The 15779-nt window shown below is 66.8% G+C and carries 14 protein-coding genes and 2 tRNA genes; 12 read left to right on the top strand and 4 right to left on the bottom strand.

Annotated features, from left to right (window positions below):
• Window positions 1-39 precede the first annotated feature (39 nt).
• Both BCM27_RS10595 and BCM27_RS10600 read right to left on the bottom strand, forming a co-directional pair.
• Complete coding sequence (locus BCM27_RS10595; RefSeq protein ID WP_081486976.1) at window positions 40-801, bottom strand: L,D-transpeptidase family protein; 762 nt, start codon at window positions 799-801, stop codon at window positions 40-42.
• Window positions 802-1055: 254 nt separating this feature from the next.
• Entirely contained in the window at window positions 1056-1241 is a 186-nt protein-coding gene (locus tag BCM27_RS10600) for a hypothetical protein (RefSeq protein WP_039865834.1), read from the bottom strand.
• Window positions 1242-1489: 248 nt separating this feature from the next.
• Here BCM27_RS10600 and BCM27_RS10605 point away from each other — a divergent pair, with 248 nt between their 5' ends.
• Entirely contained in the window at window positions 1490-1756 is a 267-nt protein-coding gene (locus tag BCM27_RS10605) for a hypothetical protein (RefSeq protein WP_004019612.1), read from the top strand.
• A gap of 39 nt (window positions 1757-1795) precedes the next feature.
• Here BCM27_RS10605 and BCM27_RS10610 read toward each other — a convergent pair.
• Window positions 1796-1869 (bottom strand) — tRNA-Gly (locus BCM27_RS10610).
• A gap of 231 nt (window positions 1870-2100) precedes the next feature.
• On the opposite strand from BCM27_RS10610, the gene BCM27_RS10615 reads away from it, so the two are divergent.
• The 5 genes from BCM27_RS10615 (at window position 2101) to clpX (ending at window position 6810) form a co-directional block, all read left to right on the top strand.
• Window positions 2101-2174, top strand: a tRNA-Pro gene (locus tag BCM27_RS10615).
• An 87-nt stretch (window positions 2175-2261) separates the two neighbouring features.
• Entirely contained in the window at window positions 2262-3629 is a 1368-nt protein-coding gene (gene tig / locus BCM27_RS10620; RefSeq protein WP_004019613.1) for a trigger factor, read from the top strand.
• A 329-nt stretch (window positions 3630-3958) separates the two neighbouring features.
• Window positions 3959-4558, top strand: coding sequence for an ATP-dependent Clp protease proteolytic subunit (locus BCM27_RS10625; RefSeq protein WP_004019614.1), 600 nt, complete (start codon window positions 3959-3961; stop codon window positions 4556-4558).
• Between the two features lie 65 nt (window positions 4559-4623).
• A complete protein-coding gene (locus BCM27_RS10630) occupies window positions 4624-5319 on the top strand; it encodes an ATP-dependent Clp protease proteolytic subunit (RefSeq protein ID WP_033203562.1) in 696 nt (231 codons plus the stop codon).
• Window positions 5320-5529: 210 nt separating this feature from the next.
• Window positions 5530-6810 carry an ATP-dependent Clp protease ATP-binding subunit ClpX gene (clpX, locus tag BCM27_RS10635; RefSeq protein ID WP_004019616.1) on the top strand — a complete coding sequence of 427 codons (1281 nt, stop codon included), beginning with the start codon at window positions 5530-5532 and terminating at the stop codon, window positions 6808-6810.
• Window positions 6811-6884: 74 nt separating this feature from the next.
• Here clpX and BCM27_RS10640 read toward each other — a convergent pair whose 3' ends face one another.
• Complete coding sequence (locus BCM27_RS10640; RefSeq protein ID WP_239450699.1) at window positions 6885-9185, bottom strand: FdhF/YdeP family oxidoreductase; 2301 nt, start codon at window positions 9183-9185, stop codon at window positions 6885-6887.
• Window positions 9186-9333: 148 nt separating this feature from the next.
• Here BCM27_RS10640 and mobA point away from each other — a divergent pair, with 148 nt between their 5' ends.
• The 6 genes from mobA (at window position 9334) to ndk (ending at window position 15722) form a co-directional block, all read left to right on the top strand.
• The gene (gene mobA / locus BCM27_RS10645) at window positions 9334-9909 is read left to right on the top strand and encodes a molybdenum cofactor guanylyltransferase (RefSeq protein ID WP_373278279.1); all 576 of its coding nucleotides are present in this window, start codon (window positions 9334-9336) and stop codon (window positions 9907-9909) included.
• Between the two features lie 95 nt (window positions 9910-10004).
• Window positions 10005-12668 carry a valine--tRNA ligase gene (locus tag BCM27_RS10650; protein WP_085944151.1) on the top strand — a complete coding sequence of 888 codons (2664 nt, stop codon included), beginning with the start codon at window positions 10005-10007 and terminating at the stop codon, window positions 12666-12668.
• A complete protein-coding gene (folC, locus tag BCM27_RS10655; protein ID WP_004019620.1) occupies window positions 12665-14197 on the top strand; it encodes a bifunctional tetrahydrofolate synthase/dihydrofolate synthase in 1533 nt (510 codons plus the stop codon). Before BCM27_RS10650 ends, folC begins: the two co-directional genes overlap by 4 nt.
• Window positions 14194-14586 carry a DUF4233 domain-containing protein gene (locus tag BCM27_RS10660; RefSeq protein ID WP_004019621.1) on the top strand — a complete coding sequence of 131 codons (393 nt, stop codon included), beginning with the start codon at window positions 14194-14196 and terminating at the stop codon, window positions 14584-14586. Before folC ends, BCM27_RS10660 begins: the two co-directional genes overlap by 4 nt.
• 219 nt (window positions 14587-14805) lie before the next feature.
• Window positions 14806-15267, top strand: coding sequence for a hypothetical protein (locus BCM27_RS10665; RefSeq protein WP_004019622.1), 462 nt, complete (start codon window positions 14806-14808; stop codon window positions 15265-15267).
• A gap of 38 nt (window positions 15268-15305) precedes the next feature.
• Complete coding sequence (ndk, locus tag BCM27_RS10670) at window positions 15306-15722, top strand: nucleoside-diphosphate kinase (RefSeq protein ID WP_004019623.1); 417 nt, start codon at window positions 15306-15308, stop codon at window positions 15720-15722.
• Window positions 15723-15779: the final 57 nt, after the last annotated feature.

Consider the following 15779-nt stretch of genomic DNA (forward strand, 5'->3'; position numbering starts at 1 on the left):
ACCTCTGGTGACCGGCCCCTCGCTACGTCTGTTCCGGACTCAGGTGTTCTGGTACTTCGGTCCGATGGTGTTACGCACCACGATCGGGGTGTTGCGGGGCACGTTGTCGTACACCCACTTGCCGTACTCGGTGGTCACGTTGATGCAGCCGTGGCTGACGTTGCTGCGGCCCTGCTGATTGACCGACCAGGGTGCGGCGTGGATGAAGATCCCGTCCCACGACATGCGGGTCGCGTACTCGACGTAGGTGCGGTAGCCCTCTGCGGAGTCCACCGGGACGCCGTACGTGGACGAATCCATGTACATGTCGCGGTACTTCTCCTTGGTGTAGTACACGCCGTGGGGGGTCGGGTTCTTGTCGGACCCCATCGAGATCGGCATCTTCTTGACGACCTCGCCGTTGTGCCACCAGGTGATGGTGTGGGTGTTGTCGTCGGCCAGCGCGATGTAGCCGGTCTCGGTCTTCACGTTCGGGATGGCCGGATCGGCCGGCTTCTCCTCGGTCGTCGTGGTCGACGACGGCGGCTGCGGGGCCTCGGGGGTGCTCGGCGCCGGCGGTGTCGGCAGGCCGGGAATCGCCGGGATCTCGACCGGCGGCAAGCCAGGGATCACGGTGACCGGTACGGCGTTCGCGACGCCGGGAAGTGCGAGGGCCATCGCCAGGACGCCGAAGACGACAGCCGTGAGGCGTCGAGCCGAGCGGCGACGCGAGGCGCGCGGGGTCGGCACAGGGGAGTTCAACACAGGTCGTACCTTCGGTTCGATGGGTCTTTCCGCGCATCGGCCTGAGCGCTGCACCATCGTTACACAACCGTTGTCATGGGTCCAAGGAGTCGGGCACCCTGAATGACCCCGCGATCGCGAACGGGCGATACGACGTGGCAAAACCCGAGGTGAGCGTGGCTACACACCTGATGTGTGACGGTTGTCACATTCACGAGTCATGATGGTCCGTCGGCGGCTGGTGCGACTCATCTTCGCCGACGTACCGACAATGTCAACAGGATCGTTTGTCCCAGTGTTACTTGGGCTTTGGAGACTGTTGGGTTTCGGGGTCAGACGGGCTGTGGGTGTTCGGTCCGAAGGTGGCGCGCGGGCTGCGAACACGCTTCGTCCCGGCAGACGAGCATCACATCGACGCGGCCGACGCCCGCCTCGGACTCGGTGACGTCGCGACGGAGGTACAGGGGCGCGCCGCAGGAGCCGCAGCGACGCTGGGTTTTCGTGTGGCTGGAGGACATGGATCAACGGTACGCCAGGTGTGGCGTGGATCACAGCCCGCTCTGCCGGCGGCGGCCGTCCGCAGGATTGTGGTCCGGTCGGGTGACTCTGGCTGGATTCTGAGACATTCAGCGTGAAACCGCAGGTGGGCGAAGGCGAGCGGAGGAACGTCGACCGTGGGGGCGGTGAGCGGTGCCCTCGGAAAGGAGTGCGTTCGCATCCTCGAAACCTCTCCGGCATGAGAGGTGATTCACCGTTAGGAACCTCGATGACCAGACTCATAGCAACACTAACATTCGCCGCGGCGGCATTCGTCGGAAGCGCTGGACTCGTGGCGGGCGCGGGACCCGCGGACGCCGAGCCGTGCAAGATGGCGGTCGGCAACGGTCAGTTCGCACCCTGCCCGCCGCCGATCATCTCGACCGGGCCCGGCGATCCATCGGCGCCCGGACATCCCGCCGAGGAGCCGACCCCGGAGATCGAGTACGAATATGTCCCGCTGCCGTTGCCGTGGGACGCGCCCCCGGAGCCCTGACACGTCGAAGGCCCGGAGGCGTTGCGCCTCCGGGCCCGGTGGAGCGGGTGACGGGAATCGAACCCGCGTAGCTAGTTTGGAAGACTAGGGCTCTACCATTGAGCTACACCCGCGTTGCCCACGCTGCCGTCGAATTCCGGCGTCGCGTGCGATGAGTGACTGTACCGGCAGGGTGGCCGGAACCCGAAATCGGGGTGGGTCCGAGGGTCGGCAACTGTCGGGGCCCGGGGATTCGTCGCCGCTGTGCGGTACCCGTCGGCGGGCTCGGCCATGGGGGCACGTACTATCTCTTGTTGGCCCTGATGCGCGGTCGCCCTCCGGGGTCCTCTCGCGTGTTCGGACCCCGGGATGTGGCGCAGCTTGGTAGCGCATCCGCTTTGGGAGCGGAGGGTCGCAGGTTCAAATCCTGTCATCCCGACTTGATCGATGTGGCCAACCGGTCACCCGGTGCACGGCCCGCGAACGACCGAACTTCCACCACCGTAGATATAAGGAGTATTCAGGCGTGAAGAGCACTGTCGAGCAACTCACCCCGACCCGGGTCAAGCTCAACGTCGAGGTCCCGTTCGAGGAGCTGTCGGCAGACTTCGACCGGGCCTACCAGTCGTTGGCCCAGCAGATCCGTATTCCCGGCTTCCGTCCGGGCAAGGCGCCCGCGAAGCTGATCGAGGCCCGCGTCGGTCGCGACTCGATCCTCGCGCAGGTCGTCAACGACGCGATTCCGGTCAAGTACTCCGAGGCCGTCGCCGAGACCGAGACCAAGGCCATCGGCCAGCCCGAGATCGACCTCTCGGAGCTGAAGTACGGCGAGTCGGTGACCTTCACCGCCGAGGTCGACGTCCGCCCGGAGATCACCCTGCCCGACTACTCGACCCTGTCGGTCGAGGTCGACGCGATCGAGGTCGACGAGGCAGCCGTGGACGAGCAGCTCGAAGGACTGCGCGCCCGCTTCGGCACCCTCAAGGGCGTCGAACGCGGTGTGGAGAACGGCGACTTCGTCTCCATCGACCTGGCTGCGACCGTCGACGGCGAGACCGTCGAGGAGGCCTCCACCGAGGGCCTGTCCCACGAGGTCGGTTCCGGCCAGCTGATCGACGGGCTCGACGAGGCACTCATCGGCTTGACGGCAGGCGAGGACAAGGAGTTCACGACCAAGCTCGTCGCCGGCGATCATGCCGGTGAGGAGGCGCTGGTGAAGGTGACCGTTCAGTCGGTCAAGGAGCGCGAGCTGCCCGAGGTCGACGACGAGTTCGCCCAGATGGCCAGCGAGTTCGACACCGTCGACGAGCTGCGCGCCAGCCTGGCCGAGCGCGTCGAGCAGTCGGCGAAGCTGGAGCAGGCCAACAAGATCCGCGACGCGGTCCTCGAGAAGCTGCTCGAGACCGTCGAGATCCCCGTGCCGGAGAAGGTCGTCGACGAAGAGGTCGAGGGCCAGCAGCACCAGGTCATCCACGCCCTGGGACACGATGACGAGCAGGTCGCCAAGTTCCTCGAGGCGCAGGGCAAGACCCGCGAGGAGTGGGACGCGGAGTCCCGCGACGAGGCCGAGAAGTCGGTCAAGCAGCAGCTGCTGCTCGACGCCATCGCCGACCAGCAGGACACCGAGGTCAGTCAGGACGAGCTGACCCAGCAGATCATCTTCACCGCCCAGCGCTACGGCATGCAGCCGCAGGAGTTCATCCAGCAGCTGACACAGGCCAACCAGGTCGGCGCCGTCTATGCCGACGTCCGTCGCGGCAAGTCGCTGGCCGCCATCGTCGGCGACGTGACCGTCACCGACACCAATGGAGCGACCGTCGACACCGCCGAGTTCTTCGGCGGCAAGGACGACGCCGAGGAGTCCGACGCGGAGACGTCCGACACCGACAACTGATCGACTCCGGCCGCGGCCCCGAGTGCCGCACCTGATCCGCGCCATCGCCGGTCCTCGTCCACGAGGACCGGCGATTGCCGTCGGTCCACCATGGCGCACGGTCCACCATGGCGCACGGTCCACCATGGCGCACGGTCCACCATGGCGCACAGATCGTTCACGGTGCCGAAGGTGGTTCTGCTCTCAGCGAAGTGGCGTGTCCTCGGGAGTGCCCGTGGGTCTCGATTGGTTAGTGTCGGTGAGGACGTCATCAGAGAAGTATTCGATGAGCGTGTGCGTCGCCCGCGGGTGACGCACAGGTCATGACAACAAGGCAAAGGTAGGAACCCGTGAGTGAGCCGACCATCCACACACCCACGATGAGTTCGGGTGTGGCTGGGTTGAACCTGACCGATTCGGTGTTCGAGCGTCTGCTGCGCGAGCGCATCATCTTCCTGGGCACCCAGGTCGACGACGACATCGCGAACCGTCTGTGCGCGCAGATCCTGCTGCTCGCGGCCGAGGACCCGCAGAAGGACATCCACCTCTACATCAACTCGCCCGGTGGATCGGTGACCGCCGGCATGGCGATCTTCGACACCATGCAGCTCGCCGAATGCGACGTCGCGACCTACGCGATGGGCATGGCGGCGTCGATGGGGCAATTCCTCCTCGCCTCCGGCACCAAGGGCAAGCGGCACGCACTGCCGCACGCGCGCATCATGATGCACCAGCCGTCCGCGGGTATCGGTGGTACCGCCGCCGACATCGCGATCCAGGCCGAGCAGTTCGCGCTCACCAAGAAGGAGATGAACCGGCTCAACGCCGAGTTCAGCGGTCAGCCGCTCGAGAAGATCGAGGCCGACGCGGACCGTGACAAGTGGTTCACCGCGGAAGAGGCCAAGGAATACGGCTTCGTCGACAAGGTCATCTCGCGTCCGGGTCAGTGAGACCCGGGGTCGATGACCGCGCCTGACAGCCACCGCCGAGCCACCTCTACTCAATGGAGCAACAGATGACCAACTCCCTTTCCCACGACGGCATGCCCGCCGAGGTCGCCGCCGGGATCCCCGCGTCGGCCCTGGCGCTGAAGAACATCGAGGCGCGGTACATCCTGCCGCAGTTCATCGAGCACACGCCGAACGGTCAGCGTCAGTACGACCCGTACGCCAAGCTCTTCGAAGAGCGGATCGTGTTCGTCGGCACCCCGATCGACCAGGTCGTGTCCAACGACGTCATGGCGCAGCTGCTGGTCCTGGAGTCGCAGGATCCCGACCGCGACATCACCATGTACATCAACTCGCCGGGCGGCAGCGTGCCGGACATGCTCGCCATCTACGACACCATGCAGTACGTGCACTGCGACATCGTCACCGTCTGCCTCGGCGAGGCGGCCTCGGCCGCGGCGATCCTCCTCGCCGGCGGAACGCCCGGCAAGCGCGCGGCACTGCCGAACGCCACGGTCCTGATCCACCAGCCGCGTACCGGCGGTGCGTACCAGGGTCAGGTGTCCGACCTCGAGATCCAGGCCGCCGAGATCGAGCGCATCCGCGACCGGCTCGACGAGATCCTGGCCGGCCACACGGGCCAGGACAAGGTGAAGATCCGTAAGGACACCGACCGCGACAACATCCTGACCGCCGCGGCGGCCAAGGAGTACGGGATCATCGACGAGGTCTTCGAGTACCGCAAGAAGTCGATGAGGAAGTAGACGTCGCAAAAGAAGTAGTTGTGGCAGTACAGAAGTCCCGGTGATTTTCTGCCGCGACATTTGGCCTTATCGGTCGAAGTTCGGGCGGCACGCGGGTACCGTCGGGTTACTGGGCATTCGAGTGTCGATCAAATGACCCATGCCCGGCTGCGTGCGACGCGACGGACAAGACACGACAGTCCGGCAACGAGGAAGTAGGTACAGCGCGAGATGGCACGAATCGGAGACGGCGGCGACCTGCTCAAGTGCTCTTTCTGCGGCAAGAGCCAGAAGCAGGTGAAGAAGCTCATCGCCGGCCCTGGCGTGTACATCTGCGATGAGTGCATCGATCTGTGCAACGAGATCATCGAAGAGGAACTGGCCGAGAACGGCGACGTCAAGCTCGACGAGCTGCCGAAGCCGACGGAGATCCGTGACTTCCTCGAGAAGTACGTCATCGGTCAGGACACGGCCAAGCGGACACTCGCGGTGGCGGTGTACAACCACTACAAGCGGATCCAGGCGGGAGAGAAGAAGGACTCCCGGACGGGCGAGACCGTCGAGCTGATGAAGTCGAACATCCTCATGCTCGGCCCGACCGGGTGTGGCAAGACATACCTGGCGCAGACGCTGGCGAAGATGCTCAACGTGCCGTTCGCGATCGCCGACGCGACCGCCCTCACCGAGGCCGGTTACGTGGGCGAGGATGTGGAGAACATCCTGCTGAAGCTGATCCAGGCCGCCGACTACGACGTGAAGCGCGCCGAGACCGGCATCATCTACATCGACGAGGTCGACAAGATCGCGCGCAAGAGCGAGAACCCGTCGATCACCCGCGATGTGTCGGGTGAAGGTGTGCAGCAGGCACTCCTGAAGATCCTCGAGGGTACGCAGGCGTCGGTGCCGCCGCAGGGCGGACGCAAGCACCCGCATCAGGAGTTCATCCAGATCGACACGACGAACGTGCTCTTCATCGTCGCCGGTGCATTCGCGGGCCTCGAGAAGATCGTGTCGGAGCGGATCGGCAAGCGCGGCCTCGGCTTCGGCAACGAGGTGGCGAGCAAGGACGAGGTCGACACCTCGGATCAGTTCGCCGACGTGATGCCGGAGGACCTGATCAAGTTCGGTCTGATCCCCGAGTTCATCGGACGCCTGCCGGTCGTGGCCTCAGTGACCAACTTGGACAAGGATTCGCTGGTCAGCATCCTCTCCGAGCCGAAGAACGCGCTGGTGAAGCAGTACACCCGGCTGTTCGACATGGACAACGTGGAGCTGGAGTTCACCAAGGATGCACTCGAGGCGGTCGCCGACCAGGCGATCCACCGCGGGACCGGTGCCCGTGGCCTGCGCGCCATCATGGAAGAGGTCCTGCTGCCGGTGATGTACGACATCCCGAGCCGGGACGACGTCGAGAAGGTCGTCGTCACCGGTGAGACCGTCCGGGACAACGTGCTTCCGACGATCGTGCCGCGGAAGGCCTCCAGCGACGAACGTCGCGACAAGAGCGCCTGACCCGCAGCCCACTCACCGACGACAAGCGAGCCCCGCCCGGTCCTCCGGGCGGGGCTCGCTGCTGTTGTCTCCGGCTAGGCGCATTCGACCGGTTCGATGCGGATGACCACCGCCTTGGAGACCGGTGTGTTCGACTCCCTGGCCACCGATCCGAGCGGGACCAGCGGGTTGGTCTCGGGGTAGTACGCGGCCGCGTTGCCGCGCGGTGTGTCATACGGGACGACCTCGAAGCCGCGGACCCGTCGTTCCTCGACCCCGGCCTCGCCGTCGAACTCCGAGACGATGTCGACGAGTTGCCCGGCGCGCAGGCCGAGGGACCCGATGTCGTCGGGATTGACCATCACGATGTGGCGGTTGCCGGAGATGCCCCGGTAACGATCGTCGTGGCCGTAGACGGTGGTGTTGTACTGGTCATGGCTGCGGAGTGTCTGCAGGACGAGGCGGTCGGCTGGGACGTCCACCCATTCGAGGGGATGGACTGCGAAGTTGGCCTTGCCGTTCGGGGTGTCGAACGACCGGGTGTCGCGGGGCGGGTGCGGCAGCACGAAGCCGTCACTCCGACGGACGCGGATGTTGAAGTCATCGAAGCCGGGTACAACCCGCTCGATCCGGTCGCGGATGCGGTCGTAGTCGCGCTTGAGTTCCTGCCACGGAACCGGGTGATCGGCACCGAGGACGCGGGTCGCCAGGTCGCAGATGATCGCGACCTCACTGCGCAGGTGCGCCGACACCGGCGGCAGCGACCCACGGGACAGGTGCACTGCCGACATCGAGTCCTCGACCGACACACGTTGTGCCACACCGTCGATGACGTCCCGGTCGGTGCGCCCGAGGGTGGGCAGGATGAGTGCGCGACGACCGGTGACGAGATGGGATTCGTTGAGTTTGGTGGACACGTGCACGGTGAGTGCGCAGCGCCGCAGGGCGTCGGCGGTGACGTCGGTGTCGGGTGAGGCCGACACGAAATTGCCGCCCATCCCGACGAAGACGCGGACCTTACCGGCGGCCATCGCGGTGATGGCGGCGACGGTGTCGTACCCGTGCTCGCGTGGGGACGTGATGCCGAACTCGGCGTCCTGAGCAGCGAGGAAGGACTCCGGCATCTTCTCGAAGATCCCCATGGTGCGATCGCCCTGCACATTCGAATGACCGCGAACGGGGCAGAGGCCGGCGCCGACGCGGCCGATCATGCCGCGCAGGAGCAGCACGTTCGTGCCCTCGGCGATCGTCGCGACGCCGTGGCGGTGCTGGGTCAAACCCATCGCCCAGCACAACACGATGCGGCGCGAAGTGGCGACCGTCCGTGCGAGCTCGTCGATCTGGGTGCGGGTCACGCCGGTGACCTCGACGACCCGGTCGAGGTCGACGTCGTCGAGCAGGTCGAGGTACTCCTCGACCCCGGCGCACGACTCGTCGAGGAACTGGTGATCGAAAACCGTTCCGGGGGAGGCTTGTTCGGCGTCACGGAGCAGACGTGCGACGCCGCGGAACAGAGCCATGTCGGACCCGAGCCGGACCTGGAGGAAGTCGTCGGCCAGCTTGGTACCCGCGCCGACGACCCCGCCGACCTTCTGCGGATCCTTGAAACGCATCAGGCCTGCCTCGGGCAGCGGGTTGATCGCCACGATCCGGGCCCCGTTGTGCTTCGCCTTCTCCAGGGTGGCGAGCATTCTCGGGTGATTGGTGCCGGGATTCTGGCCGGCGATGAGGATGAGGTCGGCCGCCTCGAGATCGGGGACGGTGACCGAACCCTTGCCGATTCCGATCGACGCGCCGAGAGCGGCGCCGGAGGACTCGTGGCACATGTTCGAGCAGTCGGGGAGGTTGTTCGTACCCAGGCTCCGGGCGAAGAGCTGGTACAGGAAAGCGGCTTCGTTGCTGGTGCGACCTGACGTGTAGAACACGGCCTCGTCCGGCGAGTCCATCGCGGCGAACTCGGCGGCGATGACGGCGTTGGCCTCGTCCCAGCTCAGCGGGCGGTAGTGGGTGTCGCCCGGACCGAGGTACATCGGGTGCGCCAGGCGTCCCTGCTGCGAGAGCCAGTAGCCGCTGCGCGTCCGGAGGTCGTCGACGCTGTGGGCGGCGAAGAACTCGGGGGTGACGGCTCGACGCGTGGCCTCCTCGGCGACCGCCTTGGCGCCGTTCTCGCAGAACTCGGCATGCTTGCGGTGGCCCGGCGTCTCCGGCCAGGCGCAGCCGGGACAATCGAACCCATCACGCTGATTGAGCTTGATCAAGGTCTGTGCCGTCCGGAGCGCGCCCATCTGCTCGACTCCGCGCTTGAGGGCGACCGCGACCGCCGGGACTCCGGCGGCGTAGGACTTCCGGTGCGCGCGCCGGACCTCGTGCGGCTCGTCGACGGGGTGCGCCGCCATCGATTCAGTGTCGTGAGTCTTGCTCATGATGTCCATCTTGCCCCGCCCGTGCGCCAGATCGCGCACACTGGACACTGTGACTCAACACACGGAATCGGACACATCGGTGATCGCCGCCCTGGTGCTCGCGGGCGGACGCTCGCGGCGTATGGGCAGTGACAAGGCCGCACTGGACTGGGACGGCGAACCGATGCTCGCCCGGGTGGTGCGCGTGGTGTCGCAACGGTGCGATCCGGTGCTGGTCGTCGCGGGTGAGACATCCGCCGCATTCCGCGGCGTCGACGACATCCGGGATCGCGCGGCGCCGGGTATCGATGCGTCGAAGGTGCGCTGGGTGACCGACGAACAGGAGGGGACGGGCCCGCTCGGGGGTCTCGTCGCGGGTTTGTCCGCCGCTGCCGCCGCGGGCGCCGAGTATGCGTTCGTGTGTGCCACGGACATGCCGCTCATCGCCCCGGAGCTCATCGACGAGTTGCGGCTGGGCGTGACCGGGTCGACTCAGGCGGTCATCGCGCGTGACGCGCAGCGGGATCATCCGATGGCGGGCATCTACCGCACGGACGCGGCCGGACTGATCGCCGACATCGTCGCCGGCGGCGAACGACGGATGCTGGGGGCGATCGAGGCACTCACCACCCACCGTGTCGGAATCTCCGATCCGGACTGGCTCGTCAACGTCAACGCACCCGAGGACCTGCACAGGTTGCGCGTGTCGGCGGGCTAGCGGCGGGCGCGGTCGCGCGGACGGGTCCCGGGCGAGGTCCGGCCCGGCGAAAACATAGAATAGCGCCCGTGACATCACCCGACCAGACATCCGCGTTGCCCGAGACAGCGTCGCCCCGGACTGCCGTACCCGAGACCGGGTTGCCCAAGTCCTGGGATCCCGCTGAGCACGAGGCGTCGCTTTACCAGGGCTGGGTGGACGCCGGGTACTTCACCGCGGACGCGGCGAGTGACAAGCCGCCGTTCTCCATCGTGATCCCGCCGCCGAATGTCAACGGCTCCCTGCACATGGGTCACGCCTACGAGCACGTCCTGATGGATGCGCTCTCGCGTCGTCGACGCATGCAGGGCTACGAGGTGCTGTGGCTGCCCGGCATGGACCACGCGGCCATCGCGATGCAGACGATGGTCGAGCGCAAGCTCGCCGCCGAGGGCAAGACGCGTGACGATCTCGGCCGGGAGGCGTTCATCGACCGCGTGTGGGCCGAGAAGGCCGAGATCAGCGGCAACATCGGTGAGCAGATGCGGCGGCTCGGCGACAGCGTCGACTGGTCGCGCGAACGCTTCACGATGGACGAGGGCCTGTCGCGGGCGGTGCACACCGTCTTCAAGAAGATGTTCGACGACGGGCTGATCTACCAGGCCGAACGTCTGGTCAACTGGTCGCCGGTCCTCAAGACCGCCGTCAGCGACATCGAGGTGAGTTACGCCGACGTGGAGGGCGAGCTCGTCAGCTTCCGTTATGGATCGCTCGACGACACCGAACCCCACATCGTCGTCGCGACGACCCGGTTGGAGACGATGCTCGGCGACACCGCGATCGCGGTTCATCCCGACGACGAGCGTTATGCCCACCTGGTCGGTACCGAGCTGCCGCATCCGTTCGTCGACCGGACGATCCCGATCGTCGCCGACGACTATGTGGACCCCGAATTCGGCAGTGGCGCAGTGAAGATCACTCCTGCGCACGACCCCAACGACTTCGCGCTCGGGCAGCGGCACAACCTCCCGATGCCGACGATCATGGATGAGTCGGCCCGGATCGCCGACACCGGAACCGAATTCGACGGCATGGACCGGTTCGAGGCGCGGGTCAAGGTGCGTGAGGCGCTGGCCGAGCAGGGGCGCATCGTCAAGGAGGTGCGTCCGTACCTGCACAGCGTCGGCCACTCGGAGCGGACCGGTGAGCCGATCGAACCGCGGCTGTCGATGCAGTGGTGGGTCGCGGTCTCCGCGCTGGCCGCAGCGGCCGGCGACGCGGTGCGCGACGGGTCGACGGTGATCCACCCGACGTCGATGGAGCCGCGCTGGTTCAGCTGGGTCGACGACATGCACGACTGGTGCATCTCGCGTCAGCTGTGGTGGGGTCACCGGATTCCGATCTGGTACGGACCCGACGGCGACGTGGTGTGCGTCGGGCCCGACGAGCAGGCCCCCGAGGGTTATGTCCAGGAGACCGACGTCCTGGACACCTGGTTCTCCTCCGGGCTGTGGCCGTTCTCGACCATGGGCTGGCCCGACCAGACCGCGGATCTCGACAAGTTCTATCCGACCTCGGTTCTCGTCACCGGGTACGACATCCTGTTCTTCTGGGTGGCCCGCATGATGATGTTCGGCACCTACGTCGGCAAGGATCTGGGGCAGGGCAACGAGATCCCGTTCCACAACCTGTTCCTGCACGGGCTGGTGCGCGACGAACACGGTCGCAAGATGTCGAAGTCCAAGGGCAACGGCATCGACCCGCTCGACTGGGTGGAGCGCTTCGGCGCCGACGCCCTGCGCTTCACGCTCGCCCGCGGGGCCAATCCCGGCTCGGACATCTCGGTCGGTGAGGACCACGCCCAGTCCTCGCGCAACTTCGCGACGAAGCTCTACAACGCCACCAAATTCGCGCTGATGAACGGCGCGAAGCTCGGTGAACTGCCCGATGCCGAGGCGCTGACCGACGCCGACCGGTGGATTCTCGGCCGCCTGGACGAGGTGCTCGCCGAGATCGACGCCGGATTCGAGTCCTATGAGTTCTCCAAGGCCTGCGAGGCGCTCTACCACTTCGCGTGGGACGAGGTGTGTGACTGGTACCTCGAACTGGCGAAGGTGCAGATCGCCGAGAACGACGAGAAGCGTTCGGAGGCAACCGCTCTCGTACTCGGCGCGGTCCTCGACCCGCTGCTGCGGGCGTTGTCGCCGGTGATGCCGTTCGTCACCGAGGTGCTCTGGAAGGCGCTCACGGGGGGCGAATCGTTGGTGATCGCGCCGTGGCCGACCACCTCCGGACGTGACTGGTCGTCGGATTCGGCAGCCCGCGTGGACGATCTGCAGCGGTTGATCACCGAGGTCCGGCGTTTTCGCAGCGATCAGGGTCTGCGTCCCGGCCAGCGCGTCGCCGTGCAATTCGACGGGCTCGGTGAAGCCGGGCTCGAACCGCTGCTGCCGTACGTGACCTCGTTGGCGCGCCTGGACCCGGCCGGCCCCGGTTTCGGTGCCACCGCGACCATCGAGGTCCGCCTCAGCGTCGCGACGGTGGTCGTCGCGATCGACACCTCGGGCACCGTCGACGTCGAAGCCGAACGCAAGCGGCTCACCAAGGACCTGGCAGTCGCCGAGAAGGAACTGTCGACGACGTCGGCGAAACTGGGCAACGAGCAGTTCTTGTCCAAGGCTCCCGACCACGTGGTCGCCAAGATCCGGGATCGTCAACGGATCGCGACCGAAGAGGTCGAACGGCTGAGCGCGAAGCTGGCGAGTCTGGCCGGCGCGTGAGCGACGACACCGGTTTTCCCGAAGAGGATCCCGCCGTCCTGGGAATGGATGCGGCGGGCGACCCCCTGGGTCTGTCCGCGATCCTGGGAGAGGACGAACCGGATCCGGATGCCGAGCCGGCTCGGTTGCGCGTCACCGACAGCGCCGACGATCTCGCCGAACTCGCCGAGGTCGAGGCCGAACTCGACACCCGGTGGCCCGAGACGAAGATCGAGCCGTCGCTGACCCGCATCGCCACGCTCATGGACCTGCTCGGTTCTCCGCAGCACGGGTACCCGGCGATCCACATCGCCGGGACGAACGGCAAGACATCGGTCACCCGCATGGTCGATGCCCTGCTGTCGGCGTTGCACCGGCGCACCGGACGGATCACGAGTCCGCACCTGCAACGCGTCACCGAGCGGATCTCGGTGGACGGCAAGCCCATTGCGGCCCGCACGTACATCGACACCTATCGGGAACTCGAGCCGTACATCACCATGGTCGACGATTCGTCGACCGCCGCGGGTGGGCCGCGGATGAGCAAGTTCGAGGTCTTGACCGCGATGGCGTACGCGGTGTTCGCCGAGGCGCCGGTCGACGTGGCCGTCGTCGAGACCGGTATGGGCGGACGCTGGGACGCGACCAACGTCATCGACGGCACGGTCTCGGTCATCACGCCGATCGCGATGGATCACGCGGACTATCTCGGCGACACCCTGACCGCGATCGCGGGGGAGAAGGCGGGAATCATCAAAGCCGCCGAAGCCGATGCCGCCGGAACCGTCGACCCCGTCACGGTGATCGCCGAACAGAGCCCCGAGGTCATGGACGTGCTGCTGCGCGCGGCCGTCGACGCGGGCACCATCGTCGCCCGCCAGGGTTCGGAGTTCGCGGTCCTCGACGCGGGCATCGCGGTGGGCGGACAGATGCTGACCATCCAGGGGCTCGGCGGTGTCTACGACGAGATCTTCGTGCCGTTGCACGGCGCGCACCAGGCGGCGAACGCCGCGCTGGCCCTCGCGGCGGTGGAGGCGTTCTTCGGTGCGGGTGCCGATCGGCAACTCGACATCGACGCCGTCCGTGCGGGTTTCTCGACGGTCGACAACCCCGGGCGGCTCGAACGGTTGCGCAGCGCGCCGACGGTGTTCGCCGACGCGGCACACAACCCGCACGGGGCGGCCGCACTGGCGCAGGCCCTGGCCGAGGAATTCGACTTCCGCCGTCTCGTCGGCGTGGTCGGCGTGCTCGGCGACAAAGACGCCCGTGGGGTCATCGAGGCCCTGGAGCCGGTGCTCGACGCGGTGGTCGTCACCGACAACGGATCACCGCGCGCCCTCGACCCCGAGACGCTCGCGGAGTACGCGCGCGAGGTGTTCGGTGAAGACCGCGTCGTCGTCAAACCCTTCCTGCCCGACGCCGTCGAAGAGGCCATCGCCCTGGCCGAGGAAGCCGACGGGGAGCGTGTGTCGGGCGCGGGCGTGGTCATCACCGGGTCCGTCGTGACCGCAGGCGCCGCGCGAACACTCTTCGGGAAGGAACCTTCATGACCACCCGATACACCCCACCCACGAACGATCCGTGGAAGGGGCTGCGCGGCGTGATGGCCGGCACGATGATCCTCGAGGTCATCGTCATGATCCTGGCGTTCCCGATCGTGTGGCGCCTGGGCGATGGGCTGACCTGGTTGTCCGGTGGTTATCTCACGGTGGTCGTCATCGCGATGATCGTCGCCGCGGGGATGCAGGGCAGGCCGTATGCCATCAACCTCGACCTCGGCTTGCAGATCGTCGTGATCGCCGGCGGGGTCTTCCACTGGTCGATCGCGGTGGTGGGCGTCGTCTTCGGGTCGGTCTGGCTCTACATCCGCTACATCAAGGGCGATGTCGAGAAACGCGTCGAGCGCGGAATGCTGCCCGGCCAGGAACCGATCGACTAGCGGGAGCGGTTCGGCACCGTCTGCACGGGCACCTGACCAGCCGTGTTCGCGGTGCTCAGTACGGGCTTTGGTGGCCGCAAGAGCTGTGGCCGGACCGTTACCGCCGAACCCGGGCGGCCCGGCGGGTCGGCTGCAACAATGGCCCAAGCCGCGGGGGCGACAGGTCGTTCCTCGCAGCCTGTCGAACCACTTCCCGCTACACCCGATGTGAGGACATACGTGCAGTTCCAGCTCTCCCGGACCGTCATCTCCGACCGCGCCCGCCGCACCGCGCTGCCCGCGGGTCTGCTCGCCGCCGCGGCACTCGCGCTGACCGTCCCGGCGACGGCCGCCGCCGCGCCCGAGGACGAACAGGCCCCGCTCGCGATCGTGAACCTCACGGGTGCGCCGGAAGCCGGTGCGCCGGTTCCCGTCGGGCCGGGGGAGTACAGCTACGTCGCCACGCACGCGATCACCGAGCGTGCCGCGTCGATGAAGGCGCCCGAGGCGATCGCCGGCCTGCCGGTACCCGCCCAGTACCGGCCCGCGAATCTCGGTCTGGCGCAACAGTTCGACCTCGCGTTGGCCGGGGCTCTCGCCTCACCGGGCGGCTGCATCCAGGTGGTCGTCGATCCGCGGTCCCGAACCGGCAGCCTGTTCAATTACGGTTTCTTCCCGGTCGCGGGTGAGTACTGCTCCTGACCGGTGCGGAAGCGTCACCGGTCGATAGGGTGTGAGTCGTGACTGAACGCACTCTCGTACTCATCAAGCCGGACGGCGTCGAACGCGGCCTCGTCGGCGACATCATCAGCCGTATCGAGCGCAAGGGACTGACCCTGGTGGCACTCGAGCTCAAGACCGCGGACGACGCGGTCGCCCGTGGGCACTACGCCGAGCACGAGGGAAAACCGTTCTATCCCTCGCTGCTCGATTTCATCACCTCGGGTCCGCTGGTCGCGGCGGTCCTCGAGGGGGACCGCGCGGTGGCCGCGTTCCGGCAGATCGCCGGCGGCACCGATCCGGTGGAGAAAGCCGTGCCCGGAACCATCCGTGCCGACTTCGCCCTCAACACTCAGTACAACCTGGTCCACGGGTCCGATTCGCCCGAATCGGCGGAGCGTGAGATCGCGCTCTGGTTCCCCGGCCTCACGGGCTGAAACAGGTTCGTCAGCTCGACGCGCGCCGTCAAACGCTCATCCTTTGCGGTCATCCGA

Origin of the sequence: Gordonia terrae (assembly GCF_001698225.1) — a bacterium.
GTDB lineage: Bacteria > Actinomycetota > Actinomycetes > Mycobacteriales > Mycobacteriaceae > Gordonia > Gordonia terrae.